Origin of the sequence: Pseudomonas sp. Sample_24, from assembly GCF_004307605.1 — a bacterium.
Taxonomy (GTDB): Bacteria; Pseudomonadota; Gammaproteobacteria; order Pseudomonadales; family Pseudomonadaceae; genus Aquipseudomonas.
In genome coordinates this window covers 1-24,181 of record NZ_RCNW01000217.1, presented here as the reverse complement: position 1 = coordinate 24,181, position 24,181 = coordinate 1, and the positions used below count along the sequence as shown (strand labels likewise).

Annotated in this window: 25 protein-coding genes; 6 read left to right on the top strand and 19 right to left on the bottom strand. The window is 60.0% G+C overall.

Annotated elements, in window-relative coordinates:
* Position 1 precedes the first annotated feature (1 nt).
* From copC to D8V06_RS11375, 4 genes are all read right to left on the bottom strand, one after another.
* The gene (copC, locus tag D8V06_RS11390) at positions 2 to 385 is read right to left on the bottom strand and encodes a copper homeostasis periplasmic binding protein CopC (protein ID WP_056857069.1); all 384 of its coding nucleotides are present in this window, start codon (positions 383 to 385) and stop codon (positions 2 to 4) included.
* A 52-nt stretch (positions 386 to 437) separates the two neighbouring features.
* Positions 438 to 1,325, bottom strand: coding sequence for a copper resistance protein B (locus D8V06_RS11385; RefSeq protein WP_056857070.1), 888 nt, complete (start codon positions 1,323 to 1,325; stop codon positions 438 to 440).
* Between the two features lie 10 nt (positions 1,326 to 1,335).
* The gene (locus tag D8V06_RS11380; RefSeq protein ID WP_130930983.1) at positions 1,336 to 3,033 is read right to left on the bottom strand and encodes a copper resistance system multicopper oxidase; all 1,698 of its coding nucleotides are present in this window, start codon (positions 3,031 to 3,033) and stop codon (positions 1,336 to 1,338) included.
* A gap of 106 nt (positions 3,034 to 3,139) precedes the next feature.
* A complete protein-coding gene (locus D8V06_RS11375) occupies positions 3,140 to 3,844 on the bottom strand; it encodes a murein L,D-transpeptidase catalytic domain family protein (protein ID WP_056857071.1) in 705 nt (234 codons plus the stop codon).
* An 82-nt stretch (positions 3,845 to 3,926) separates the two neighbouring features.
* On the opposite strand from D8V06_RS11375, the gene D8V06_RS11370 reads away from it, so the two are divergent.
* The 3 genes from D8V06_RS11370 to D8V06_RS11360 all read left to right on the top strand — a co-directional run bounded on the left by D8V06_RS11370 (position 3,927) and on the right by D8V06_RS11360 (position 9,000).
* Complete coding sequence (locus D8V06_RS11370) at positions 3,927 to 5,675, top strand: L,D-transpeptidase family protein (RefSeq protein WP_130930982.1); 1,749 nt, start codon at positions 3,927 to 3,929, stop codon at positions 5,673 to 5,675.
* 203 nt (positions 5,676 to 5,878) lie between these two features.
* Complete coding sequence (locus tag D8V06_RS11365; RefSeq protein WP_130930981.1) at positions 5,879 to 7,450, top strand: GGDEF domain-containing protein; 1,572 nt, start codon at positions 5,879 to 5,881, stop codon at positions 7,448 to 7,450.
* Positions 7,451 to 7,593: 143 nt separating this feature from the next.
* Positions 7,594 to 9,000 carry a DUF1254 domain-containing protein gene (locus D8V06_RS11360; RefSeq protein WP_130903744.1) on the top strand — a complete coding sequence of 469 codons (1,407 nt, stop codon included), beginning with the start codon at positions 7,594 to 7,596 and terminating at the stop codon, positions 8,998 to 9,000.
* 56 nt (positions 9,001 to 9,056) lie between these two features.
* Here D8V06_RS11360 and D8V06_RS30375 read toward each other — a convergent pair whose 3' ends face one another.
* Positions 9,057 to 9,365 carry a hypothetical protein gene (locus D8V06_RS30375; RefSeq protein ID WP_082557690.1) on the bottom strand — a complete coding sequence of 103 codons (309 nt, stop codon included), beginning with the start codon at positions 9,363 to 9,365 and terminating at the stop codon, positions 9,057 to 9,059.
* A 204-nt stretch (positions 9,366 to 9,569) separates the two neighbouring features.
* Between D8V06_RS30375 and D8V06_RS11350 the strand changes: the two genes are divergently transcribed.
* A complete protein-coding gene (locus D8V06_RS11350) occupies positions 9,570 to 10,364 on the top strand; it encodes an exodeoxyribonuclease III (RefSeq protein WP_056857074.1) in 795 nt (264 codons plus the stop codon).
* Between the two features lie 112 nt (positions 10,365 to 10,476).
* A complete protein-coding gene (locus D8V06_RS11345; RefSeq protein WP_130903745.1) occupies positions 10,477 to 11,304 on the top strand; it encodes an arylamine N-acetyltransferase in 828 nt (275 codons plus the stop codon).
* 70 nt (positions 11,305 to 11,374) lie between these two features.
* On the opposite strand, the gene D8V06_RS11340 is transcribed toward D8V06_RS11345, so the two are convergent.
* Positions 11,375 to 11,701, bottom strand: coding sequence for a BrnA antitoxin family protein (locus tag D8V06_RS11340; RefSeq protein ID WP_130903746.1), 327 nt, complete (start codon positions 11,699 to 11,701; stop codon positions 11,375 to 11,377).
* Positions 11,702 to 11,704: 3 nt separating this feature from the next.
* Entirely contained in the window at positions 11,705 to 11,986 is a 282-nt protein-coding gene (locus tag D8V06_RS11335; RefSeq protein WP_056857077.1) for a BrnT family toxin, read from the bottom strand.
* A gap of 256 nt (positions 11,987 to 12,242) precedes the next feature.
* On the opposite strand from D8V06_RS11335, the gene D8V06_RS11330 reads away from it, so the two are divergent.
* Entirely contained in the window at positions 12,243 to 13,760 is a 1,518-nt protein-coding gene (locus tag D8V06_RS11330; protein ID WP_130903747.1) for a nucleobase:cation symporter-2 family protein, read from the top strand.
* Between the two features lie 65 nt (positions 13,761 to 13,825).
* On the opposite strand, the gene D8V06_RS11325 is transcribed toward D8V06_RS11330, so the two are convergent.
* From D8V06_RS11325 to D8V06_RS11270, 12 genes are all read right to left on the bottom strand, one after another.
* Positions 13,826 to 15,058, bottom strand: coding sequence for a dienelactone hydrolase family protein (locus D8V06_RS11325; protein WP_130903748.1), 1,233 nt, complete (start codon positions 15,056 to 15,058; stop codon positions 13,826 to 13,828).
* 28 nt (positions 15,059 to 15,086) lie between these two features.
* Positions 15,087 to 15,875, bottom strand: coding sequence for an SDR family oxidoreductase (locus tag D8V06_RS11320; RefSeq protein WP_130903749.1), 789 nt, complete (start codon positions 15,873 to 15,875; stop codon positions 15,087 to 15,089).
* Complete coding sequence (locus D8V06_RS11315; RefSeq protein WP_056857081.1) at positions 15,872 to 16,465, bottom strand: cysteine hydrolase; 594 nt, start codon at positions 16,463 to 16,465, stop codon at positions 15,872 to 15,874. Before D8V06_RS11315 ends, D8V06_RS11320 begins: the two co-directional genes overlap by 4 nt.
* Entirely contained in the window at positions 16,465 to 16,998 is a 534-nt protein-coding gene (locus D8V06_RS11310; protein WP_056857082.1) for an aromatic-ring-hydroxylating dioxygenase subunit beta, read from the bottom strand. The genes D8V06_RS11315 and D8V06_RS11310 overlap by 1 nt, the downstream gene beginning before the upstream one ends.
* Positions 16,988 to 18,319: an aromatic ring-hydroxylating dioxygenase subunit alpha gene (locus D8V06_RS11305; protein ID WP_130903750.1), complete on the bottom strand. Its 1,332-nt coding sequence runs from the start codon at positions 18,317 to 18,319 to the stop codon at positions 16,988 to 16,990. Before D8V06_RS11305 ends, D8V06_RS11310 begins: the two co-directional genes overlap by 11 nt.
* Positions 18,320 to 18,336: 17 nt before the next feature.
* Positions 18,337 to 19,281, bottom strand: coding sequence for a PDR/VanB family oxidoreductase (locus tag D8V06_RS11300; RefSeq protein ID WP_130903751.1), 945 nt, complete (start codon positions 19,279 to 19,281; stop codon positions 18,337 to 18,339).
* Between the two features lie 121 nt (positions 19,282 to 19,402).
* Positions 19,403 to 20,197: an alpha/beta hydrolase gene (locus D8V06_RS11295; protein ID WP_130903752.1), complete on the bottom strand. Its 795-nt coding sequence runs from the start codon at positions 20,195 to 20,197 to the stop codon at positions 19,403 to 19,405.
* Positions 20,198 to 20,203: 6 nt separating this feature from the next.
* Positions 20,204 to 20,890 carry an ABC transporter ATP-binding protein gene (locus tag D8V06_RS11290; protein WP_056857086.1) on the bottom strand — a complete coding sequence of 229 codons (687 nt, stop codon included), beginning with the start codon at positions 20,888 to 20,890 and terminating at the stop codon, positions 20,204 to 20,206.
* Positions 20,883 to 21,632 carry an ABC transporter ATP-binding protein gene (locus D8V06_RS11285; RefSeq protein ID WP_056857087.1) on the bottom strand — a complete coding sequence of 250 codons (750 nt, stop codon included), beginning with the start codon at positions 21,630 to 21,632 and terminating at the stop codon, positions 20,883 to 20,885. The genes D8V06_RS11290 and D8V06_RS11285 overlap by 8 nt, the downstream gene beginning before the upstream one ends.
* Complete coding sequence (locus D8V06_RS11280; protein ID WP_056857088.1) at positions 21,629 to 22,645, bottom strand: branched-chain amino acid ABC transporter permease; 1,017 nt, start codon at positions 22,643 to 22,645, stop codon at positions 21,629 to 21,631. Before D8V06_RS11280 ends, D8V06_RS11285 begins: the two co-directional genes overlap by 4 nt.
* A 10-nt stretch (positions 22,646 to 22,655) precedes the next feature.
* Positions 22,656 to 23,567, bottom strand: a complete 912-nt coding sequence (locus D8V06_RS11275) for a branched-chain amino acid ABC transporter permease (protein ID WP_046038155.1) — start codon at positions 23,565 to 23,567, stop codon at positions 22,656 to 22,658.
* 66 nt (positions 23,568 to 23,633) lie between these two features.
* Positions 23,634 to 24,181 (bottom strand): ABC transporter substrate-binding protein (locus tag D8V06_RS11270; protein WP_153189254.1); only part of this gene is annotated, 548 nt, incomplete at its 5' end.

Below are 24,181 nucleotides of genomic sequence, written 5' to 3'. Positions count from 1 at the left end.
ATCACTTCACTTTGAATGAAACGTTGCCGGTGATCGGGTGGGTGTCTGACGATACGGCGCGCCACTCTACTTTATAGGTGCCGGCAGGCAGGGGTGACAGCGGAGTAATGAGCATGGTTTTCGGGTCGCTGCCGCCACTGACTTTGGCTTTCATGGGCATGGGCGAGTGGGCCATGCCGGGCATTTCGGTCATGACCAGTTTTGCCCCGGAAAACTGTTTGACCAGGTTTTCCGAAAAGTGCAGTTCGATGATGCCCGGCGCCGCACCGATGGCACCTTCGGCGGGGCTGGACGACAGCAACTTCGGATGGGCTAGAACCAAAGTGCTCAGCAGCAGCCCGGCTGACAGCAAGACAGTGACAGCGGTGGTTTTGATGATGTGCATGCAAGGCCTCTTGCCGCTTAATGCGGCTGGTTATGATTGTTGGTATAGGGGTTCAGAACCACAGGCGCACGCCGAGAACCAGCCGCGCCTCGCTGCGGTCCTCGCCTTCGGCTGCGGCGTAATCGGCGGTTTTGCCGTAGGTGCGGTTCCAGGTCACGCCAATGTAGGGCGCAAATTCCCGGCGAATTTCGTAGCGCAGGCGCAGGCCCGCTTCGCTGTTGGACAGACCGGAGCCAATTCCTCGTTGCGGGTCGTTCTTGCCATAGAAGTTGAGCTCTGCGGTCGGTTGCAGGATGAGTCGGTTGGTCAGCAGGATGTCGTAGTCGCCCTCCAGCCGCGCGGCGCTCTGACCGCCTTCGCCGATGAACGCCGTGGCCTCGGCTTCGAAGTTGTACAGCGCCATGCCTTGCACACCAAGCGCTGCCCAGGTTTGCGGGGCGCCGGGTTTGAAGTCCTGGCGGACACCGCTGACCACGTCCCACCATGGACTGATCGCGTGGCCCCACAGCGCCTGGATTTCAGCATCTTCGGTCTTGCCGTTGGTGCGTTCGCCTTCGGAGCGCAGCCACAGACGATCGATGTCGCCGCCGATCCAGCCGGACAAATCCCAGGCCAGGGTGCTGCCGTCGTCGGCGTCCTGCCATTCAAGTTTGTCGGCGAGGAAGAATGAATTCAGCGCGGTGTCATGTATGGCATGGCCGCTATGGCTGCTGAAGACGGCAGCACGGTCGGCGTCGGTCAGGGCCGGGATCGGCGTACGACTTTCGGTCGGGGCTGCTGGTTGCATCTGGCCTTCGTCCATGGTTTGCAGCTCGCCATGGTCCATGGAGTTCATCTGGCTGTGATCCATGCCCTGCATGTCGTCTGTCGCGGCAATCACCGGAGAAAGCGGCAGGCCAGCGCAGATGATGCCCGCGGCGATGGAGGAAATTCTGATCATGGTTGGCACCTCATTCTTCCACGCGAACTTCACGGAACATGCCCATTTCCATGTGGAACAGGAGATGGCAGTGATAGGCCCAGCGCCCGAGCGCATCGGCGGTTACCCGGTAGCTGCGGCGTGTACCCGGTGGCATGTCGATGGTGTGTTTACGCACCATGAAGTCGCCGTTCTCGTCTTCGAGATCGCTCCACATTCCGTGCAGGTGAATGGGGTGAGTCATCATGGTGTCGTTGACCAGCACCACGCGAATGCGCTCGCCATACTTGAGCCGCAAGGGCTCGGCGTCGGAGAATTTCACGCCATTGAATGACCAGGAAAACTTCTCCATGTGTCCGGTGAGATGCAATTCGATCGTGCGTCCGGGATCGCGGCCGTCGGGGTCTTCGAAGGTACTGCGCAGGTCGGCGTAGGTCAGGACCCGGCGGCCGTTGTTGCGCAGGCCCAGGCCGGGGTCGTGGAGTTTGGGTGAGGTGGACATGGCTTGCATGTCCACCAGCGGGTTGTCGTTTTCCGAGTCGGGATGAGACTGCATCCCGGGCATGGCCATCTGGCTGTGGTCCATGCCGGCCATGCTGCCGTGATCCATCCCGCCCATACCCATGTCCTCCATGCTGACCAAGGGGCGCGGATCCAGCGGTGGCACCGGCGCGGACAGGCCAGGCTTGATCGCAAGGCTGCCGCGGGCGTAGCCGGTGCGGTCCATCGATTGAGCGAACACGGTATGGACGGCATCAATCGGCTCGACGATCACGTCGAAGGTCTCCGCCACGGCGATGCGAAATTCGTCGACGGTCACGGGTTTGACATGCAGGCCATCGGCCGCGACAACGGTCATTTTCAGGCCAGGAATGCGCACGTCGAAGTAACTCATGGCCGAGCCGTTGATGAAGCGCAGCCGCAGTTTTTCCCCGGGACGGAACACACCGGTCCAATTTCCGTCCGGCGCCTGTCCGTTCATCAAGTAGGTGTAAGTGGCGCCGCTGACGTCGGCCAGGTCGGTGGGATTCATCTTCATTTCAGCCCACATCTTGCGATCGGCAACGGTCGCGCCCCAACCGTTGGTGCTGACGTCGTCGATGAAATCGCCCACGGTGCGCTTGTGGTAGTTGTAGTAGTCGGATTGCTTTTTCAGTGTCTTCATCAGACTGGCCGGGTCTTCGTCGGTCCAATCGGTGAGCATCACCACGTAATCGCGGTCGTACTGGAAAGGTTCCGGTTCCCTGGCGTCGATCACCAACGGGCCGTAGACGCCGGATTGCTCCTGCAATCCCGAATGACTGTGGTACCAGTAGGTGCCGTTTTGCCGGACTTTAAATTGGTAGACATACAGCCCGCCGGGGTCGATACCCTTGAAACTCAGCCCCGGTACGCCGTCCATGTTGGCTGGCAATAAAATGCCATGCCAGTGAATGGAAGTGCTGTCCTTGAGTGCGTTCTTCACCCGCAAGGTAACCGTATCGCCTTCGCGCCAGCGCAGGAGAGGGCCGGGAAGGCTGCCGTTGATTGTCATCGCAGTGCGCGGATTGCCGGTGAAGTTGACCGGGGTTTCACCGATCAATAGCTCGAAATCGCTGCCGGTCAGCACTTGCGGTTCACCGGGGCTGGTGATCGCCCAGACGGGCGGGCGCCATAATCCAAGACCGCCCAGCAGTCCGCCTGCGGCAAGTCCTTTGACGAAGGTGCGTCGTGAAGTGTTGGAGTGCATGCCGATTGTCCCGTCCGTCAGCCTGGTGAACATATCTACGAGGCTAACGGACGGTGCCTTTCAGCTGGCTGAGGCGAAGATTACAGTTTTGTCAGGTAGGTGTTGATTACTGGCGCTTGGTAGGTTTGTCGGACGAGGCCACAGTGCCGCCGCCGCAGTTAATGTAAGAAGACGACTTCAGCCAGCGCTGATCCGGGTAGTAGGAAAACAGCAGTTGCCCGTCTTTCATCGAGTCGATCAACCGATGAGCAATCGCCGGCCGAACTGCCGGGCAACCGAGGCTTCTGCCAATCCGGCCGTTCGCCCTTGCCAGGACTGGACTGACGTACGGCGCGCCATGAATGACGATTGCCCGGTCATAGGCGTTATCGTTGAACCCTGGTTCCAGGCCTTCCATGCGCAATGAATAGCCGTTCTGGCCGCGATAACTTTCCTGGGTACGGAACAGGCCGAGGCTGGTGGCGAAGCTTTCGTTCTGGTTGGAAAACTGGGTGGCCATGTTTTCGCCGCTGTTGCGGCCATGGGCGACAAGCTCGTGGAACAGCAATTTGCGCTTTTTCAGATCGAACACCCACAGACGTTGTTCGGTCGAAGGCAGGGAGTAATCGATCACTGCTAGTCTCTGTGCCGCAGCTGCGCCTTGGGCGCGAGTGCATTGGGTAGCACGGACCGCCAGGGCAATGACCTTGGCATTGGCATTTGGAGCAGCTTTGGCCAGCGCGACTTCAAGCGAATCGGCGTAGGCTGTTGGAAGGTAAGCCGACGTCAACAGCAGCGCTGTGTATAGAAAGCCAAAGCGGTGTAGCGTCATAAAAATGTCTCATCAGGAATATTTCGAGTCTAGCAGCGAGTTGGACGCTAGCCCTTTGATTACGGGAGATTAAGGATTATCCATGGGTCAATTAACAAGGTTATTCGTCATAAGCCGTGCACTTTTTATGGTCTTTCTGATCAGCGGCACTGCGTTGGCAGAAACTTCGCCGATCATGCCGGTAACTCCGCCAACCGGTCCGCTGGCCGCCGCGCCCGACGATGTCGTCGGTCAGTCGATCCAGGCAGCGCTGGAACCACTGCAATCTTCATTCCCGCCGCTGCTCACTTCACGCAAGCATCAGCGATTGGATGTCGGCCGTGTAGTGATGGATTTTTATTCCCATCGCAACTTCCGTGCCGCCTGGACTGACGGCCGTGACTTCTCCCAATTGCTCAAGAGCCTGAACGAAACAGAAATCGATGGCTTGGTCCCGACGGATTTCCATGTAGCGGAGTTGGCTCAGGCGCAACTGGCGATCCAGACTACCGCACCGACACCGGCCCAGTCGGCCGCTTTTGATCTTGCGGCTACCCGCACTTACATCACCGCGCTGCTCCAGTTGCGTCGTGGCAAGGTCGATCCGGCGCGGCTGGATTTTCACTGGAACTTCGACCCGGTTGGGGTTGATCCCCGTGAGGATGTGAATAGTTTCTTCACCGCCCTGAACGATCACGATGTGGCACGCGCATTTGCTCAAGCGCCACCGCAAGAGGCGGTTTATCGCAGCATGCGGGTGGCCTTGGCGCAGTTGCGCCAGGTCAGGGATTCCGGCGGCTGGCCAAAAGTGACTGAAGGGCAATCTCTCAAACCTGGTATGGACGGCGTGGCGGTGATGCAATTGCGTTCCCGATTGGCGGCGGGTGGCTATCTGGAGCCGCACAACGGAAAACGCACTGATTACGACGACAAAGTCATCGCAGCAGTGAAGAAGTATCAAATTGAGCAGTATCTGGGCGCGGATGGCGTAGCAGGGGCGGCCACTTTGGCGGCGTTGAACGTGCCTGTGGAAGCGCGGATCGATCAGGTCCGGGTGAACATGGAGCGGGCGCGGTGGTTGCTGTACAAACTCCAGGGTACTTTTGTCGTCGTTGATATTGCCGGTTACAAGGTCGCGCTGTATCGCGATGGTCAACCGATCTGGCGCTCCCGGGTGCAGGTCGGCAAGCCATTTCGCAGCACGCCGGTGTTCCAGTCAGAAATAACCTATGTCACGTTCAACCCCACGTGGACCGTGCCACCAACGATTCTGGTCAAGGATATGCTGCCCAAGATTCAACAGAATCCTGGCTATCTGGCCGCGAACCGAATCAGAGCGCTTGACCGGGAAGGCAATGTACTCGATCCGTCGGGCATCGATTGGTACAACGCACGCGGCATCACCTTGCGTCAGGATGCTGGTCCGGAAAATTCCTTGGGCCAGGTGGTGATTCGCTTCCCCAACGATTACGCCATTTATTTGCATGACACGCCGCACCGCGAGTTGTTTGCCAAGTCCATGCGCGCTACCAGTTCCGGCTGTATTCGGGTGGAGAATCCGTTGCAACTGGTCGAATTGCTGTTCAACGATCCGGTGCGCTGGAACAGCGAAGGTATTAAAAAGCAGTTGGCCAACGGCAAGACCGAAAACATCAAGCTGCCAGTCAAGGTGCCGGTGTTGCTGGCTTACTGGACGGTGGACTTGAGCAACGATGGGCGAGTGACGTTCAAGCCTGACGTCTATGGTTATGACTCTCCAGTCTTGCGTCGGTTGAACATGCCGACGGAGTTGCCCGTACTGGACTTGCAAAAGGCGACAACTTCTTTGGTGGTGACGGGGAAAAACAACTAAGGGCGGGATAGCTCGCTGACGATAAATGCAGCCCTGCGGGAGCAGCGTCAGGCGTCATACGCTGTCAGACGAATGTGTCGTGCGACGCAAGGGAACCACTGGCCAAGCGGTTCCCATTTTTACTTTGCAAACCCGTAGACTTGGCGCCCGGAACCAAGGGATATGGGCCTGGACTCATGACTTGCCCTTTTCAGGACGCGCTTTTGCCCATTCACCTCGACGACCAGCACCACGCCCCCGGCGATGCATTGAAACGCCTGCCCTTGCGCAAGGCTGCGGTGTTGTTCATCGCCACGGTGTGTCTTTGCCTGGGTGCCTTGCTTTATCTGCAACTGGAGCAGTCCCGGCGACACGACCTGAATCAGGCTCAAGTGGCATCGTCGAACCTCACGCGTGCCATGGCACAACAGGCCGAAGACACCTTCATGAAAGCCGATCTGGTCCTGACCAGCCTGGTGGACTGGATTCAACTCGACGGCTCCAGCCCGGCGTTCAAGTCACGATTACAGAAAACCTTTGTCCGACGGGTGCAGTCGCTGGATCAGTTGCACGGCATCCTGTTGTTTGATCAAAAAGGCCAGTGGATCGTCAGCTCATTCGAGAATCTGCCCCGGGGTCCCGGTGTGGCGGATCGCGAATACTTCAGGTTTCACCAGCAGAATGTCTCGTCCGTGGCGCACATCGGCGCGGCCATTCGCAGTCGCGAAAACGGGGAGTGGATCATCCCGATTTCCAAGCGGGTGAACGGCAGGAACGGCGAGTTCCAGGGCGTTTTGCTGGCAGGGATCAAAATGTCTTACTTCGACCAGTTTTTCAGAAGCTTCAGCATCGACGAAGAAGGCTCGATGTTCATTGCGTTGACCGATGGCACGCTTCTGGCGCGCCGTCCGTTCGTGGAGGCACAGATCGGCACGTCGCTGGCCAAGGGCGAAATCTTTCAGAACCTGTTGCCACGGGCGACCTCTGGCAACGCGATGTTCCCTTCGTTGGTGGATGGGATCGTGCGGTTACATGGCTATCGACAGCTACACGCTTATCCGTTGGTGGTTTCGGCGGCATCGTCCAGGGAAGCGATTCTGGCGGGGTGGTACGACACAGCGTTTCGCTCCAGCTTCATCGTCGCGCTGGTGATGCTGGGGGTCGGACTGTTTGGCTGGATGTTTATCCGTCAGGTTCGGGTCGGCGAGCGAGTCGAAGCGGATTTGCGCAGGGCTCAGCAAGCCCTGGAATTGATCGCCACCCACGACAGCCTTACCGGTCTGGCCAACCGCCGCTTGTTCGAACGAGCGCTGGATATCGAGTTCGGCCGCGGCGCACGCCAGCACACTGCGCTAAGCCTGATCATGCTCGACATCGATTTTTTCAAGCGCTACAACGACACCTATGGTCATGTGGTCGGTGACCATTGCCTCGCTCAAGTCGCGCACGCCGTGAAAGGTTGTTGCCATCGCAAGGCTGATCTTGCGGTGCGTTACGGCGGGGAAGAGTTCGCCGTGCTGCTCCCTGATACTGACATCCATGGTGCCATGACCATTGCCGAGCAGATCCGCCGCAGCGTCATGGACAAGAACATCAGCCACGCGGGGTCGCCTACCGGTTTTGTAACGGTCAGTCTCGGCTGTTACTCGTTCATGCCGACGGGCCGCGACAGCATGGAAGTGTTTATCCAGCGGGCTGACGCGGCGCTCTATCAAGCCAAACATTCGGGGCGTAATCGTTCGGCGGTGCTGTCGATGGAGGGCGGTGTGGAGGCGCTGATGCGTTCGGATCGGTGAAGGTGCTTTATTGGCTTGTTTCATGTATGCAACACATCTTCCAGCCGACTGTCTGCCTGTCAAATGTCGTGCATTTGATCGTCTAGAGTTGCGTTAGCCCTGCCGAAACGGTCAGGGCCCCCTTCGCATGGATGATCGCCAACATGTTGATAACCCAAGCATTGACAGCCGTTGCCTTGACCCTTGCAGCCTCCGCTATCTTCCCGCTGGTCAGTCACGCGCAATCGAAAATTACATCTGCAGAAGCTCACGCTATTGGCGTTGATGCCTACATTTATTTCTATCCGCTGTTGAGTATGGATATCACCCGAAAGCAGTTCACCAACATCGAGCCGGGCAAGGAATTCGGTAAGGGCCCGATGAACATGTTTGTGAACGTGCCGGAGTATCCACCGGCAAATTTCAAAGGGGTGGTGCGTTCGAATTTCGACACCTTGTATTCCATCGCCTGGCTCGACTTGACCAAAGAGCCGTTGGTCATCGCCACGCCGAATACTGACGGGCGCTTTTACTTGTTGCCGATGCTCGACATGTGGACCGATGTATTCGCTTCACCGGGCTGGCGCACCACGGGAACCGACGCCGCGCAGTTTCTGGTGACGCCACCGGGCTGGACCGGCACGGTGCCTGCCGGTTTAAACCATTTGCCGGCAACCACGCCTTTTGTCTGGGTCATCGGCCGCACCAAAACCGACGGCGCAGCGGATTACGCGGCGGTGCACAAGATCCAGGCTGGCTACACCGTGACGCCGTTGTCGCGGTTGGGCAAGAGCGCTGAACCGGTCAGCATCAAGATCGATCCGGCTGTGGATATGAAGACCCCGCCGAAGATCCAGGTCGACACGATGTCGGCAGCCACCTACTTCGCCTATGCCGGTGAATTGCTGAAAATGCATCCCGCCCACAGCACTGATCAGCCGATGCTGGCACAAATGAAACGTATCGGCTTCGAGCCCGGTAAAACGTTTAACCTGGATGCAATGGACCCGGACGTCAAAGCGGCGTTAGAGACGGTGCCTGAAGAGGCACAGGCGCTGATGAAATGGAAATTGGAAACCCTGGCACGAGTAGCTAACGGCTGGTCGATGAACACTGACACCATGGGCGTCTACGGCAACTACTACTTGAAACGGGCGATAGTTGCCCAACAGGGGCTCGGCGCCAATTTGCCCGAAGATGCGATTTATCCTCTGAACATCGGTGATGCCAACGGTAAGCCCCTCGATGGCGTGAACAAGTACGTGATGCATTTCGCCAAGGGTGAGGCGCCTCCGGTGAACGCATTCTGGTCGATCACTCTCTACGATTCTGAAGGCTTCCAGGTCGGCAATGGCCTCAATCGCTTTGCTGTTAGTAGCTGGATGCCTTTCAAAACCAATGAAGATGGCTCACTGGATATCTACTTCCAGAACGAAAGCCCCGGCAAAGATCTTGAGGCCAATTGGCTACCGGCCCCCAAAGGCCCATTTAACCTGACCATGCGCCTGTACGGGCCAAAGGCCGAAGCGCTGAACGGCAAGTGGAACCCGCCCCCGGTCAAACAGATGTGAAATACGAGCAATGGAAAGCAGCCGATGAAGGACGGTCATCGGCTGCGTTTGTTTGTTCAGCTGCCTGTCCCGCCGCCGGCACCACCGGTTCCACCACCTGCAGAGCCGGTCCCTCCACCCGCGCCTGAGCCGCTACCACTACCACTTCCTGCACTGCCGCTCGAGGAGCCGGTAGCGCCGCCGTCACCGGCGTTGCCACCCGAGGGCGCTGAGGGGGTGTTATCAGGTGGCATGACCGGGCCGCTGGTGGCACCGGATTTGGTGTTGGTTGCATCGGGGCTGTCGGTAGATTCCGCAAAGGTGTGCACTGACATCGCGGACAACAATCCGGCCAGTAACAACGAAGTCATTTTGATGTTCAACATGGTTACGTCTCCACAAAAGTGAGTCGGTTCCTGATGTTGGTGTGGACGGCGGCAGGGTTGGTGCCGGTAGGGTGACGAGCGGCGCAGCCTGTGCCTTGTTGGCGCTGGAAAGCGTACAAATGCCTTGCAAATCAGCGGGCCGACGCAACCACTGGCAAGTTCCTGCGGTCACAGCCAGGACAGCCAGGAAATGGAGCGTTGGTCATGAAAAAACTGCGGATCGCGACGTTCAACGTCAACGGTATGCGCGCACGGCTGCCAAACCTGCTTGCCTGGCTCGAACGCGAACGTCCAGACATCGCCTGTTTACAGGAACTCAAATCAGCTGACAGCGCATTCCCCGCAGCGGAGCTTGAAGCCATTGGTTATGGTGCGATCTGGCAAGGGCAAGCCTCGTGGAATGGGGTAGCGATTTTGGCGCGCGATGCGCAACCGCTGGAAAGCCGCCGGGGGTTGCCGGGTGACGACAGCGACAGTCACAGCCGCTACCTGGAAGCTGCCGTGCATGGAATTCTGGTGGGTTGCCTGTACCTGCCCAACGGCAATCCACAGCCGGGGCCGAAGTTCGATTACAAACTGGCGTGGTTCGAGCGCCTGATCCGCCACGCGCAGACGCTGCAAAGCAGTGAGCATCCGGTGGTGCTGGCCGGCGACTACAACGTGGTCCCGACCGATCTGGATATCTACAATCCGCGCTCGTGGCTCAAGGATGCGCTGCTGCAACCCGAGAGCCGAGCGTGTTTTCAGCGTCTGCTGGATCAGGGCTGGACCGACGCCATCCGGCATTTGTACCCGCAGGAACGGGTCTACACCTTCTGGGATTATTTTCGCCAGCATTGGCAGACGAATTCCGGTTTGCGCATTGATCATCTGCTCCTCAATCCGGCCCTGAGTCCTTACCTGGAGGAGGCTGGCGTCGATGCCTGGGTCCGAAATGAACCCCATGCCAGTGACCATGCGCCAACCTGGATTCAACTGGGTACGCGCAAGCGTCATTGATTTGTCCCATCAGCCCATTGGTTAAATCAATTGTCGTGCGCAGTGGTTCATCCCTTATATCTGGCGGCCATTGGCGGAATGATCCGCCGCTTGCGTGCATAAGGACTGAACGATGAGCGAACCACGCCTGACCAATCGTGCGCTGTATTTGCAACGGCTGGGCTTCGATACCCCCCCGGCGCCGACCCTGGAGACCTTGCGTCAGCTTCAATTGCGCCACACCGGGGCTTTCCCGTTTGAAAACCTGACGACCTTGTCCGGCGAGCCGGTGCTCATCGATCTTGGGTCGATCGAGCAAAAAGTCTTGCATCAGGGACGCGGTGGTTACTGTTACGAACTCAATTATCTGTACCTGACCTTGCTGCAGGAACTGGGTTTCGAAGTGCGTGGCATCAGTGGTCGCGTGGTCATGGGCCAGCCCGAAGGCGCATGGACGGCGCGCACCCATCGCTTGAGCCTGGTGACGCTGGATGGCGTGCGTTACATCACCGATGTCGGTTTCGGCGGCATGGTGCCCACCGCGCCGCTGCTGCTCGACAGTCCCGCCGAGCAACCCACGCCACACGAACCCTATCGCATCGAACAGCACGCTGACGGCTACACGCTTCGTGCCAAGGTCGGCGACGAGTGGCGGGCGATGTACATCTTCGATCTGCAGCGCCAGGAAGATATCGATTATTGCGTCGGCAATTGGTACGTCTCGACCCATCCGCAATCACCCTTCGCCCGTCAGCTGATGGTGGCGCGGACCGGGGAGGGTTGGCGCCGCACCCTCAATAACGGCAGCTTTGCGATCCATCGCATCGGCCACGAAAGCGAGCGTCGGCAGATGGCCGACTTGCAGGACCTGCTTGGCGTGCTGGAAGGCGAGTTTGGTATTCGGGTGCCAACCCAGGCGACGTTAATGCACACACTCGAACAGCTTATCAAGCTGCAATAGCGCCATTATCGTGTGCACAAGAAAGGGGCAGATTGCATCAATCTGCCCGTTTTTGTTTATTGGCCAGGGTCTAGGGCCGAGCGTCGGGCTCCATCACGCGATGAATTTCGTTGAGGGCCTCGAGCAGTTTTTTCTCCAGGCTTTTCAATTCCGTGGCCGTGATGCCCGGTTTTAAATGTCCAGTCGTATTCGTTTCAGCCGTTTTGCTCGAAGCGGTGAGCAAAGCCCGTCGCAGGATGTTGTTGATTACGGTCTGGTAGCCGTAGCCCTCATCTTCTGCCAACGCGCGTGCGGCCTTGATGACCACGTCATCAAGCATGATGGTGATGCGGGTTTTGCCTTTGCCCGAGGCAACTGCCCCGCGCTTGGCATCGCTAAAATCGTATTCGTCTTTCATGGTTCAAGCCTCCAGATACTGGCGCCGCTCGTTTTTGCTGGCGAGGCGCGCAGAAATGATTCGAACGAAATTCGGATCACGATAGGTGTATGCAACGACCAATAAACGCCCTTTGCCATCCAGCCCAATGGTGATCCAGCGCTGTTCGTCATGGTGGTCGTCCTGCAATGTCAGAGCGCGCTCGTCATGGAAAACCGGTTCAGCCTCGGCGAGGCTGATGCCTTGGTGCTTGAGCTTGTTGGCTGCGTTCTTTGCCTTGTGGTACTGAATTTCGAATGACTTCATTATGCATACTTTATATGTATATGGAAGGAGGCGGTGTCGACCGATCGTCGCCATGCATTCAAAAGACTAGTGGGCGCAGGAGAATGGCTCGGCTGGATGTATTTCAAGGAATTAGGTGAGGCAGGAGCGCGGTGGCACACAGTCTGCATGACTGCTCGTTCATATTTTGACGGGCAAGTTGTATACAACTCTATAGACATTTGTCCTGAGTCTTGCATACAGTGTGCGCATAACAAAAACCAGGGAACCCCCTAACATGAAAACGCCCCATGTTTCACACCAACGGCCCGAAGACGAAAACCTCGGGATCGGCGCGAATATGGCTTACGGCCTGCAACATGTTCTGACCATGTACGGTGGCATCGTCGCGGTGCCTTTGATCATCGGCCAGGCTGCCGGGCTGTCGCCGGCGGACATCGGTTTGTTGATTGCTGCTTCATTGTTCGCGGGGGGGCTGGCCACGTTGCTGCAAACCCTGGGTCTGCCGTTTTTCGGTTGTCAGTTGCCGCTGGTACAGGGTGTTTCGTTCTCGGGTGTCGCGACCATGGTGGCGATTGTCAGCAGCGGCGGCGAGGGCGGGTTTCAATCGATTCTGGGCGCGGTGATAGCGGCGTCCCTGATTGGATTGCTGATAACGCCGGTGTTCTCACGAATCACCAAGTTTTTCCCGCCCCTGGTCACGGGCATTGTGATCACCACCATCGGCCTGACGTTGATGCCGGTGGCCGCACGCTGGGCCATGGGCGGTAACAGCCATTCCCCAGAGTTCGGCAGCATGGCCAACATCGGCCTGGCCGCAATGACGCTGGTGCTGGTGCTGTTATTGAGCAAGATCGGCAGCGCGACCATCTCCCGTCTCTCGATCCTGCTGGCAATGGTTATCGGTACGGTGGTCGCGGTGTTCCTGGGCATGGCGGATTTCTCATCCGTCAGCGAGGGTCCGATGTTCGGCTTCCCGACCCCGTTCCATTTCGGCATGCCGACCTTCCACTTCGCGGCGATCCTGTCGATGTGCATCGTGGTCATGGTGACCTTGGTGGAAACCTCGGCGGATATCCTGGCTGTCGGTGAAATCATCGACACCAAGGTCGACTCCAAGCGTCTGGGCAATGGCCTGCGCGCTGACATGCTGTCGAGCATGATCGCGCCGATCTTCGGCTCTTTCACCCAAAGCGCCTTCGCCCAGAACGTCGGGCTGGTGGCGGTGACGGGAATCAAAAGTCGCTACGTGGTGGCCACAGGCGGCCTGTTCCTGGTGATCCTCGGCCTGTTGCCGTTCATGGGGCGGGTCATCGCCGCCGTGCCGACGTCTGTCCTGGGGGGCGCCGGTATTGTGCTGTTCGGCACCGTGGCAGCCAGCGGCATTCGTACGCTGTCCAAGGTCGACTACCGCAACAACGTCAACCTGATCATCGTCGCCACTTCCATCGGCTTCGGCATGATCCCGATCGCTGCACCGAACTTCTACGACCACTTCCCAAGCTGGTTCGCCACGATCTTCCATTCGGGCATCAGCTCCTCGGCGATCATGGCGATCGTACTCAACCTGACCTTCAACCACCTTACTGCCGGTAACTCCGATCAGCAGTCGGTATTTGCAGCGGGTACTGAGCGGGTTCTGCGTTATCAGGATCTGGCGGCGCTGCGTGAGGGTGATTACTTCAGCGACGGCAAACTGCACGACTGCGATGGCAAGGAGATTCCGGTGGTCGAGGCGGAACACGGGCATGGCGAGCCAAGGGCAACGCTTGCGAAAGCCAGTGAGCATGTCTGACGGTTGAGTGAATGAAAAAAGGCCGATCTGTTGAATGACAGATCGGCCTTTTTCATTGTCGGTTTCTATTGCCCGCTTTGCGTCCAGCGCCCCATCAACGTATTCGACGGCAGTTGTTCATCCAAGAGCTTTCTCGCCGTTTCCACTCCGGCCACCGGCAGCCCTTCAGGGTTCAACAAGCCGATTTGCACCAGCACGCTGGCTTGGTCCCAGTAGATATGCTCGTGGTAGAGCTTGTCCCCTCGAAACTTGATCACCCCCAACATCGGAATCTCGACGTACTTTCCGGTCGGAGCCACGTTGGGCAGCATCCAGTCGATTTCGCTGCTGTGGGTGAAGCACATGATGAACTCATCGACGATCTGCAATGCGCCAATGGTGCGCGAGATAGGGATGAGCTTCATGTCCGCTGGATTGCCGTGGACAAAATGGTGTTGGTAGAAACGGCTGAGTTCCTTGGCGCCGACGCCGCCGGTCATGGTGGGAATATGGTTGACGTAGGGCTCGGCGACCATGGTCGCCATGGTGGCAGGTACGTCGCGGGTCTCGAACTCGTGGCGGATGTGTTCGTCCCACAGGGCCGACAGATTGAAGTGTGGGCCGATCTCGCGCTTGAGAGCGGCGATGCTGCGTTCATGGGCCATCAGCGAGGACGGCTTGTCGTAGTGTGAGCTGCCGGCCCGGGCGAAAGCGTGGTCGGCGCCTGGGTACACGTAGACTTCGGCTTTGGCATTGGCCGCCAGGTGCTGGCTGATTTGGGCGCGGGCACTGGCGTCGCAATAGCCATCGTTTTCGGCAAAATGCAGGACCAGGCGACCCTTGAGGTTTTCCGACTCGTGCAGCAGGTGCTCGATACCCATGCCGTAGTAGCCGACAGCGCAGGCCACGTCGGTACGCGTGGCAGTCAGCCAGGCCAGTTTGCCCCCCATGCAGAAGCCGACATAACCCAGGCCCGTGTCTTCGACTTCAGGCAGTGCGCGCAGGGTGTTGAAACTGGCGTCGATGTCATTGACGGCCTTGTCCACGTCCAGGCGCTGGAACAGGTCGATGGCCACGGCGAAGTCCGCTTCGGTGTAGCCCAGGTCAACGCCCGGTTGCAGGCGCCAGAACAGGTCTGGCACCAACGCCACATAGCCTTCCTCGGCATAGAAATCGGCCACTGCGCGCATGTTGGCGTTGATCCCGAAAATCTCCTGGCCGATTACCACGCCGGGGCCTTTGCCGCTGGCCGGCAAGGCCAGGTAACCGCTGAACGTGGCGCAGCTGTCCGTTGCCCGGATCTCAATCATCTTGCCCATGTCATCTACCTCATTCGGTTATCAGGAGTTATTGGCTGTCACGGTGTTGTTGGAACCACGCGCGCGGCGACACGCCACGATCTGGTCCGAGAATCGAAAAGCCGCCGTCCACCGGCACATCGACACCGGTCATCCAACCGGCACTGGTGCTGCATAGAAAGGCCACGACGCTAGCTATCTCATGGCCGCGACCGATGCGGCCGAGCGGGTGAAAAGGTGCCCCGACCCGATCGGCCAGCTGCGGGTCGTTGTCGCTCAGTTCGGCGACGCTGGGCGACCAGGTCCAGGCAGGTGACACACTCAGCACCCGGATTTGTTCCGGAGCCAGGGTCATCGCCAGGTTTTTTGTCAGTTGCAGGATGCCGGCTTTGGAGGCGGGGTAGAGCGCGCGCCCGGCCGCGCCGAACTTGCCACCGGTGCTGCCGATGTTGATCACCACGCCACCGCTGGGCAGATGCACGGCGGCCTTCTGGGTAAAGATCGCCGCCGACACCAGATTGACGTTCAGGGTTTTCAGCCACTGTGCGCGGTTCGAGGCCAGGCCTTGATCGGCGTACAGGCAAGCGTTGTTGACCAGTATGTCGAGCCGGCCGAAACGGGCCAGCGTGGCCGCGATGCACGCGTCGATGTCCTCGTCGCGCTCCACGTCACAAGCCGAAAATCCGCAATCGAGTTCCTGCGCCAGTGCCTGGCCACTGTCGGCGTTGCGCCCCACCAGCATCACCCGTGCACCCTCGGTCGACAGCTGCCGAGCAATGTCCAGGCCCAGACCCTGGGTGCTGCCGGTCACAATGGCCACTTTGCCTTCGAGCATCATGACAAGTCCTCCAGAGCTTCATTGACCTGACGGATTCGGGCGATCAGCGCCATGCTCGCCAGCGATGCCGCGTGTGCGCCGCTGTCTGCGCTGGCGCAGGCATCCGCTGCGACCGTCACCTCGAAACCGCAATCCACCGCATGGCGCACCGTACTTTCCACCACCGAGTGGGTGGCCACGCCGGCTATCAAAAGGTGCGAGGGATTGAATTGGCGCACCACGGTTTCAAGCGGCGAGCCATAAAACGCATTGATCCGCTGATGGGTGACAACGAACTCACGGCGGCTGTTGAGCGGGGCCAGAGCGCCGAGGAATTCCGCGCCCCAACTGCCTTCCCGGACGGCGCCAAGGGTGGCGACCGTGCGCAATATCGGCGCGTTCTGGATCAGGTCGGCGTAGTCCGGTCGGAACGCCACACGCACGTGAACGATTGGCCAGCCCTTGGCGCGTGCGCCGGCGAGCAGTCGGCCGGCAGCGTCGAGCAGCTCAGCACGCACGCCGTCATCGGCGCCGAGCCCGACCTGAATCTTGCCTTCGGGATGCAATACGTCGTTCTGATAATGCAGGGCGATCAGCATCGGCGCGTTCATCACACGAATACCTCAAGATTGGCGAACACATCGTTGCAGTTGATGAGGTCCACGCGCTTGAGCTGGATCTGCCAGCCGCCGCTTTCCCGGGCGGCCAATTTATAGGTGTAGCGACCGGCGAGCTGGCGTTGCTCCAGACGCCATTCGCTGTACTGGAAGCTGGCGCTGACCACCAGCAGGCCCTGGGCATCTAGACCTTCAACCATCACGTTGCCGACCAGGTGCGCGGTTTGCGTCTGCGGTTGCTGCGACCAATTGCGGGCGTTTTCCACGCGGCGGATCCGCACCTCGCGCAGCATGCGGTTTTCCCAGAACAGCGAGATATGGTCGAACGGGTTGGCTTGCTCGTGCTTGTGCGGCACCCAGTACATGCCGGTGTCGGTGAACAGCTTGTCCCACTCCCAGAAACGCCGCTCATCGAGCAGGCGCGCCTCTTGGTAAAGAAACTGTTCGAGCTGGCGCAGGGTTTCGACGGGAACCTGGGCGGGAGTCAACTGGCGGGTGTCGACGTCGATACGGCGGTCAAGCAGCATGGGTGCTCTCCTTGGCGATCAGGGTGGCGGTCATGAACTGTTTCCAGGCGGCGAACTGGTTGCGCATCGGCAGTTCGCTGGTGCCGTTGGTGGACACTGCTCCGTCTTCCAGCGGCTTATCGGTGCCCGCGTAGCGGTGCATGCTGATCCACTCGCCACCGCGGGTCATGTTGCCTTCCTGACAGCGGGCATAGACTTCGACGTCGTCGGGCATCACGTTGGAGGAGGGCGAGTTGATGACGTTCGCGTAGGTCAGCGCGCGGTCGAACACGGCATCTGGAGCACCCTTGCAGCGGAAGGTCTGGATCTCGACCATGGTCTGGTCCACGGCGATGGGGCGGATGACCCGGAATTGCATGAACACCGTGTGCGGCGATCCGCTGCCGTAAATCACCGTGTTGTGGCGGTTCATGCCCAGAATTTCCTTGGCGCGCTGCTCGCCGTAGGCTTGGCTCAGGCATTCGAAGTGAGCGCGGGAGACCTCGTCGCGCTCGGCGGCGGCCGGGTCGAAGATCGCTTCCATGTAGCCGTGGCCGTTGTGGTAGGCGCGCAGTTCGAGTTTTTCCCAGAAGTCGTAGGGTTCGCCGTTGCCGTCCATGATCAGCAACTCGAAGGGCATTTCACCGATGGCTTCGGCTTCGCCACGCGCCGCGTCTACCGACGATTCGTGGGTCACGCGGGCATGCATGGTGTCGTGCAGGTTCTCGTAGAACACCTTCCAGTTCGAACGCTGCTGAACACGGAAGATGCCGCCTGCGACCTCGACTTCACCGATCGGTGAGCGGTCACAGAGGTTGTCGATGGAGGTGATGACGCCGCCCAGGAAAGATTTCAAGTCCGGTCCGAACGCTGCCTGGCTGGCGAACACGAAGCCGCGATAGGTCTCGACGCGGGCAACGCTGACCATGGAAAAATCCGGGTGCTTGGGGTCGTAGCAAGTGCCTTCGAATCCACTTTTGAGCGGTGCCGACAAATGTTGGCCGTCGAGTTTGAAGGTCCAGGCGTGGTACGGGCAGCGGAAGAATTTGCCGACACTGCCGTCACCGTCGGCGACCAGTTTGGCGCCCTTGTGCGGGCAGCGGTTGTACAGCACGCTGACTTGCTGGTTGGCGCCGCGCACCATGATCACGTCCTGATCGCCGATGCGCGTGGTGTGGTAATCGCCGTGGTTTTTCACCTGGCTTTCATGGCCAACGTAGATCCAGGCGTTGCCGTAGATGCGCTCCATTTCCAGCTTGAACAGGGTCGGATCGGTGTAGACGCTCTTGTGTACGCTGTCCTCGCGAATCAAGGCAGCAATTTGCTCGTTGGTCGGTATCACGGGATGTCCTCGGCTTGTCACAGATCGAGCACCAGCAGCGCGCTGCTGGCACGGGAGACACAGGTGCAGAAACTGCCGGTGGCGCGTTCGCGCTCCGACAGGCAGATGTCACGGTGGTCTGGCTGACCGTCGATGACCTGGGCGACGCACACCCCGCAGTCACCTCGTCGGCAATCGAACATCGGGTCCAGGCCGGCCTGGAGCATGGCGTCCAGCACGCTTTGCCCGGCGGCCACCTGCAGGTTCACGCCGCTTTCGCGCAGGTGCACTTCAAAGCCTTGATCGCCGGCCATTTCCAAAGCGCCGCTGAACAGTTCGTAATGCAGGTGATCTTCTGCCCAGCCCTGTTCGCGAGCGCAGGACAGCACGCTGTTGAGCAGGGCGGTCGGGCCGCAGATATAGAGGTGCAGGCCGGGTCTTGGCGCGGCAAGGATCGCGGCGGCAGGCAAGCGCTTTTGCGGGTCGCCGCCGCTGATCCAGCAATGGTGGTCGAGGCAGGCGCGAGCTTCTGGCAGATAGGCCATCTGCGTTTCGTCGCGACCGGCGTAATGCAGGGTGAAGGACTTGCCCGCTGCTTGCAGTGACCGGGCCATGCTGAGCATCGGCGTGATACCGATGCCCCCGGCGATCAGCAGGGCATGCTCGGTGGTTTCACACAATGGGAAGTGGTTGCGTGGCGCCTCGGCCAGCAGTTCATCGCCGACCTTGAGCGAGTGCACCCAACGCGATCCACCTGTGCTCGACTCTTCGAGCTGAACGGCGATTTCGTAGTGTGCACCATCGGGCAGGTTGACCAGCGAATAGGCTCGGCGTTGAGCGCGACTGCCAGGGACATGCAACTCAAGGTGCGCCCCGGCGGTGAAGCCGGGCAATGGCTGGGCGTTGCTGGACACCAGCAGCACGCGGCGGATTCTTGGGGTCAGAGGCTCGATCTGTTGGACCCTGAGCGAGAGGCTGGACATACGCAATTCCTGTCTGAATTCGTAGCCACTGTATGAAGCCTCAGAGGGTCAAAAAAGCCGCAAACGGCAAACCGGTATCCACTTCTGGCGAGAGTGATTGTTGCAGGAGCGAGGCCCGCTCCTACCGGTTCAGCAACTCAAGTAAAACCCGCAAGTGTTCACCCTCAGCCTTCGCCAGATCGTCCAGCACTGCAAAGTGATGACACCCTGCAAGCTCGACCAGGCTCACGGCCTGCCCGGCCTCGCGACAGGCACTGGCGTACTCGCGGGAATGGCGTATCAACTCCGGCAACTCATCTGCGCCCACGGTCAGCAGCAGCGGTGCGCCATCGCCGATCAGCCTTTGCGGGCTATAGCGCTGGATGTCTTCGTCGCTCAGTTGCAGCTTGTCGTTCAGCCAGCAACGGCTGATGGGTTCCAGCTCCATCAGGCCGCTGATCGGCATGGCCAGGGTCACCAGCGGATGCCGGCGATGCAACGCAGTCAGGTGGCCACCCGCCGAGTGCCCGCACAGCACCACTTGCTGGCCTATGTTGAAAAATTCGCGATGCGCCAACAGGTAGTCCAGAGCCTTGCCGATCTGGCCGACGATGGTGCCCATGCTTGCCTCGGGCGCCAGGGTGTACTCCAGCAACCCGACATTGCAGCCGGCCTCGATCAGGCCTTCTGCGATAAAGGCGTAGTCTTCCTTGTCCGAGGCCTGCCAGTAACCGCCGTGGATGAACAGCAGTGTCGGCGCCCCGGCAGTCGTCTGGGCGTACCAGTCGAATCGCTCGCGTATGGCATCGCCATACGCCAGGTCACGTTGCCAGGCATGGCGCTTGTAGGTCTGGGCACTGCGTTGACGAAAGCCCTGCATGATCTGTGGAAAATTACCCACGGCGGCGACGTTGTTGTAAGCCTGATCGAGGTCCATGTCCGCTCACACTCCCAGGTAGCGTTGTGACAGTTCGGGTTGCGCCGCCAGTTCCAGCGGTGTGCCGTCCCAGACCTGTCGTCCCTTCTCGATGATGTGATGACGGTCGACCACCCGCGCCATTTCCTTGAGGTTTTTGTCAATTACCAGAATCGTCTCGCCCTCGGCCTTGAGGGTGGCCAGGCAACTCCAGATCTGCTCGCGAATGATCGGTGCCAGGCCTTCAGTGGCTTCGTCGAGAATCAGCAGGTTGGGGTTGGTCAACAACGCGCGGCCGACTACCAGCATCTGCTGCTCGCCGCCTGACAGGGTGCGTGACAGTTGGTCCTGGCGTTCCAGCAAGCGCGGAAACAGTTCATAGACCCGCGCCAGATCCCACTTGCCCCGCGTAGCGGTGGCCAGCAGATTTTCCCGCACGCTCAAGGTTCCGAACGCGCGGCGACCCTCCGGCACCAGGCCCAGGCCGGCCTTGGCGATGCGATAGGGCGCAGCTCCACGCATTTCCGTGCCGTTGATGCGGATGCTGCCGGCACTGGGCTTGAGCAATCCCATGATCGACTTGACCGTGGTGGTCTTGCCCATGCCGTTGCGGCCGATCAGCGACACCACCTGGCCCTGCTCGATGCTCAGGTGCATGTCGAACAACACCTGGCTCAAGCCGTAGCCTGCTTTCAAACCTTGAACCTCAAGCATGTTCTTCTCCCAGGTAAGCGGCCCGTACTTGCGGGTCATTGCGCACTTGCTCGACGCTGCCGGTCAGCACCGTCTGGCCATACACCAGCACCGTGATGCGGTCGGCGAGGGCGAATACCGCGTCCATGTCGTGTTCGACCAGCAGGATCGCGTACCGGCCCTTGAGGCTGTGCAGCAGCTCGGTCATGCGCGCAGATTCGTCGGCCCCCATCCCGGCCATCGGTTCATCAAGCAATAGCACCGAAGCTTCCTGGGCCAGTGCGAGTGCGATCTCCAGTTGCCGCCGTTCGCCATGGGACAGTTCGTGGACCGGGTCTTGTGCGCGAAGACCCAGGCCCACCTGTTGCAAGTAGCCCTGCGCCGGTTCCAGCAGGCGGGTGTCGCGGCTCAGCGGACGCCACATGCCGAACGCCTTGCCGTCGCGGGCAGCGATGGCCAGGGCGACGTTTTCCAGCAGGGTGAACTCGGTATACAGCTGGCTGACCTGGAAGGCCCGCGCCAATCCCAGGCGCGGCCGCTGCCAGGCCGGCACGCGGGTAATGTCCTGGCCATTGAGGTGAATCTGGCCCTGGTCGGGAAAAATCTCCCCGGCGATCTGCGCGATCAGCGTGGATTTACCGGCGCCGTTGGGGCCAATGATGGCGTGCAACTCGCCCTTGGCCAGTTCAAGGCTGGCGCCGTTAGTGGCCTTCACCGCGCCGAAGGCCTTGTGCAGATCATGAATCGATAGTTGTGCGCTCATGGGCGTGCCTCCACAGCGGCGTTCGGTTTGATGGCAACTCTCTTCGGTTTGCGCTGCAACAGACTCAGCAGCAATCCGTAGACGCCTTTCTTGCCGAACAGCACTACCAGCAAAAGCAGAGGCCCGAAGATCAGCATCCAGTGCTCGGTCCACTGGCTCAGCACCTGTTCAAGGCCCAGGTAAGTGGCCGCGCCCAGCAGTGGGCCGAGCAGGGTGCCGACGCCACCGAGGATCACCATCGCCATCAGCTCGCCGGACTTGTGCCAGGCGCCCATGTCGGGGCTCACGAATAACGCGTAGTTAGCCCACAAAATCCCCGCCAGGCCACCGCCGGTGCCGGCGATCACAAACGCCGTCAGGCGATAGCGCAAGGGTTTGAGGCCCAGGCTGACGCTGCGCCGCTCGCTTTGCTTGAGCCCGCGCAACACAAAACCGAAACGTGAATTGACCAGTCGCCGGCACAGCAGCAACCAGCCGGCCAGCAAGGCCACGCACAGGTAGTAGAAGTGGTTGGCGTCACCCAGATCCAGCGCGCCGAAGGTATTGCGCTCGTTAAGCAGAATGCCGTCGTCGCCGCCGTACAACGACAGCGAACCGAGCACGAAGTAGAGCATCTGGCCGAACGCCAGTGTGATCATGATGAACTGCACGCCACTGGTGCGCAGCGACAGATAACCCACCAGCAGCGAGAGCAGTGCGCAGACCAGCAAGGCCAGGGGCCACACCACCAGCGCACTGTTGCTGCCTTCCCAGCCCCACAACGGCATGCCTTGCGAAGTATGAAAAGCAACGATGCCAACAATGTAACCGCCCAGGCCGAAGAACGCGGCATGGCCGAAGCTGACCATGGCGCCGTAGCCGATCAGCAGGTCCAGGCTGATGGCCGCCATGCCGTAGATGGCAAGGCGGGTGAAGAAGCTGACCAGGTAAGGTTCGTGCAACCAGTGAGCCAGCAGCGGCATGCAGGCGAATGTCGCCAGGCACGCGAGGTCGATGATGAGGCGTGGTGACATAGCGTTCTCCTCAGGCGCGGGCCGGCAGCAGGCCGCGTGGGCGAACCAGCAGCACCAGGGCCATGACGATGTAGGCGCTGGCGGAAATCAGCCCGGCGCTCAGGGTGCCGCTGGTTTCGCTGGGTAACAGCTGGTCCAGCAGCGGCGGAATGTAGGCACGGCCGAGGCTGTCGACCATGCCGATCAGTAACGCCCCCACCAACGCACCGCGCACCGAGCCGACACCGCCGACGACGATGACCACGAAGGTGGTGATCAGGATCTTTTCACCCATGCCGATTTCCACCGACAGCAGCGGTGCGGCCATGAAACCGGCCAGGCCGCACAGTACGCAGCCGAATACGAACACCAGGGTGTACAGCCGGGCGATGTTGACGCCCAGCGCGCCGACCATTTCGTGGTCGTCGGCACCGGCGCGAATCAGCATGCCCAGGCGCGTGTGGTTGATCAGCAGCCACATGCCGACAGCCACTACCAGCCCTGCGGCGATGAACAGCAGCCGGCTGACCGGGTACATCAGCCCCGGCAGCACTTCGACAAAACTTGAATACCACTCGGGTGTGGGCATCGCCGGTGGGCTGCGGCCGAAGATCAGGGTCAGCAGTTCGTTGCTGAAAAACACCACGGCCAATGTCGCCAGTACCTGATCCAGGTGATCGCGATTGTAGAGGCGGCGCATGATCGAAGTTTCGATCAGCGCGCCGTAACAGGCCGAGCCGATCAGCGCGGCCAGGCCACCCAGCCAGAACGAGCCGGTGGCCATGGCGGTGTAGGCAGCACAGAACGCGCCGACCATATAGAAAGCACCGTGGGCCAGATTGATCACGCCCATGATGCCGAAAATCAGGGTCAGGCCTGAGGCCAGCAAAAACAGCAAGGCGCTGTATTGCAGGCCGTTGAGAATCTGTTCGAGCAATAACATGACTGCGTTCCTCACGAAAACGCCCCGCAGCTGTGCTGCAGGGCGAGGACAGGGCTCAGGTGCCGGTCAGATCGAGCATTGAGCGGCGTAGCTGTCGACGTGGCGGGTCGCCAGGGTCCTGATCGGCACTTCCACCAGCTTGCCGTCGGCACCGGCCTGCACTTGCAGCAGGTACCAGTCGATCACCGGGTGCTGGTTCTGGGCGAAGCTGAAGTCACCGCGAATGGAATCGAACTGGACGTTCTTCATCGCCGCGCGGAAAGCCGGCTGGTCTTTCAGATTGCCTTGGGAAGTTTTCAGGGCGGCGCCGATCAGCCGTGCCGTGTCGTAGGTCTGGGCGGCATACACCGTCGGGGCGCGCTTGTATTTCTCGGTGAAGGCCTTGACGAAAGCCTGGTTGGCCGGATTGTCCGATTGCGGGTTCCAGAGGGTGACGACGTTGGTGCCCTTGGCCACATCACCGACGGCGGCGAGCATGCGTTCATCCATGGAGAACACCGGCACCACCATCGGGATTTGCGCCGACAGGCCCGAGCCGCCGTATTGCTTGGCGAAGTTGATGCCGCCACCACCCGGATGAAACTGGAAGATCGCATCCGGTGTCAGTGCACGCA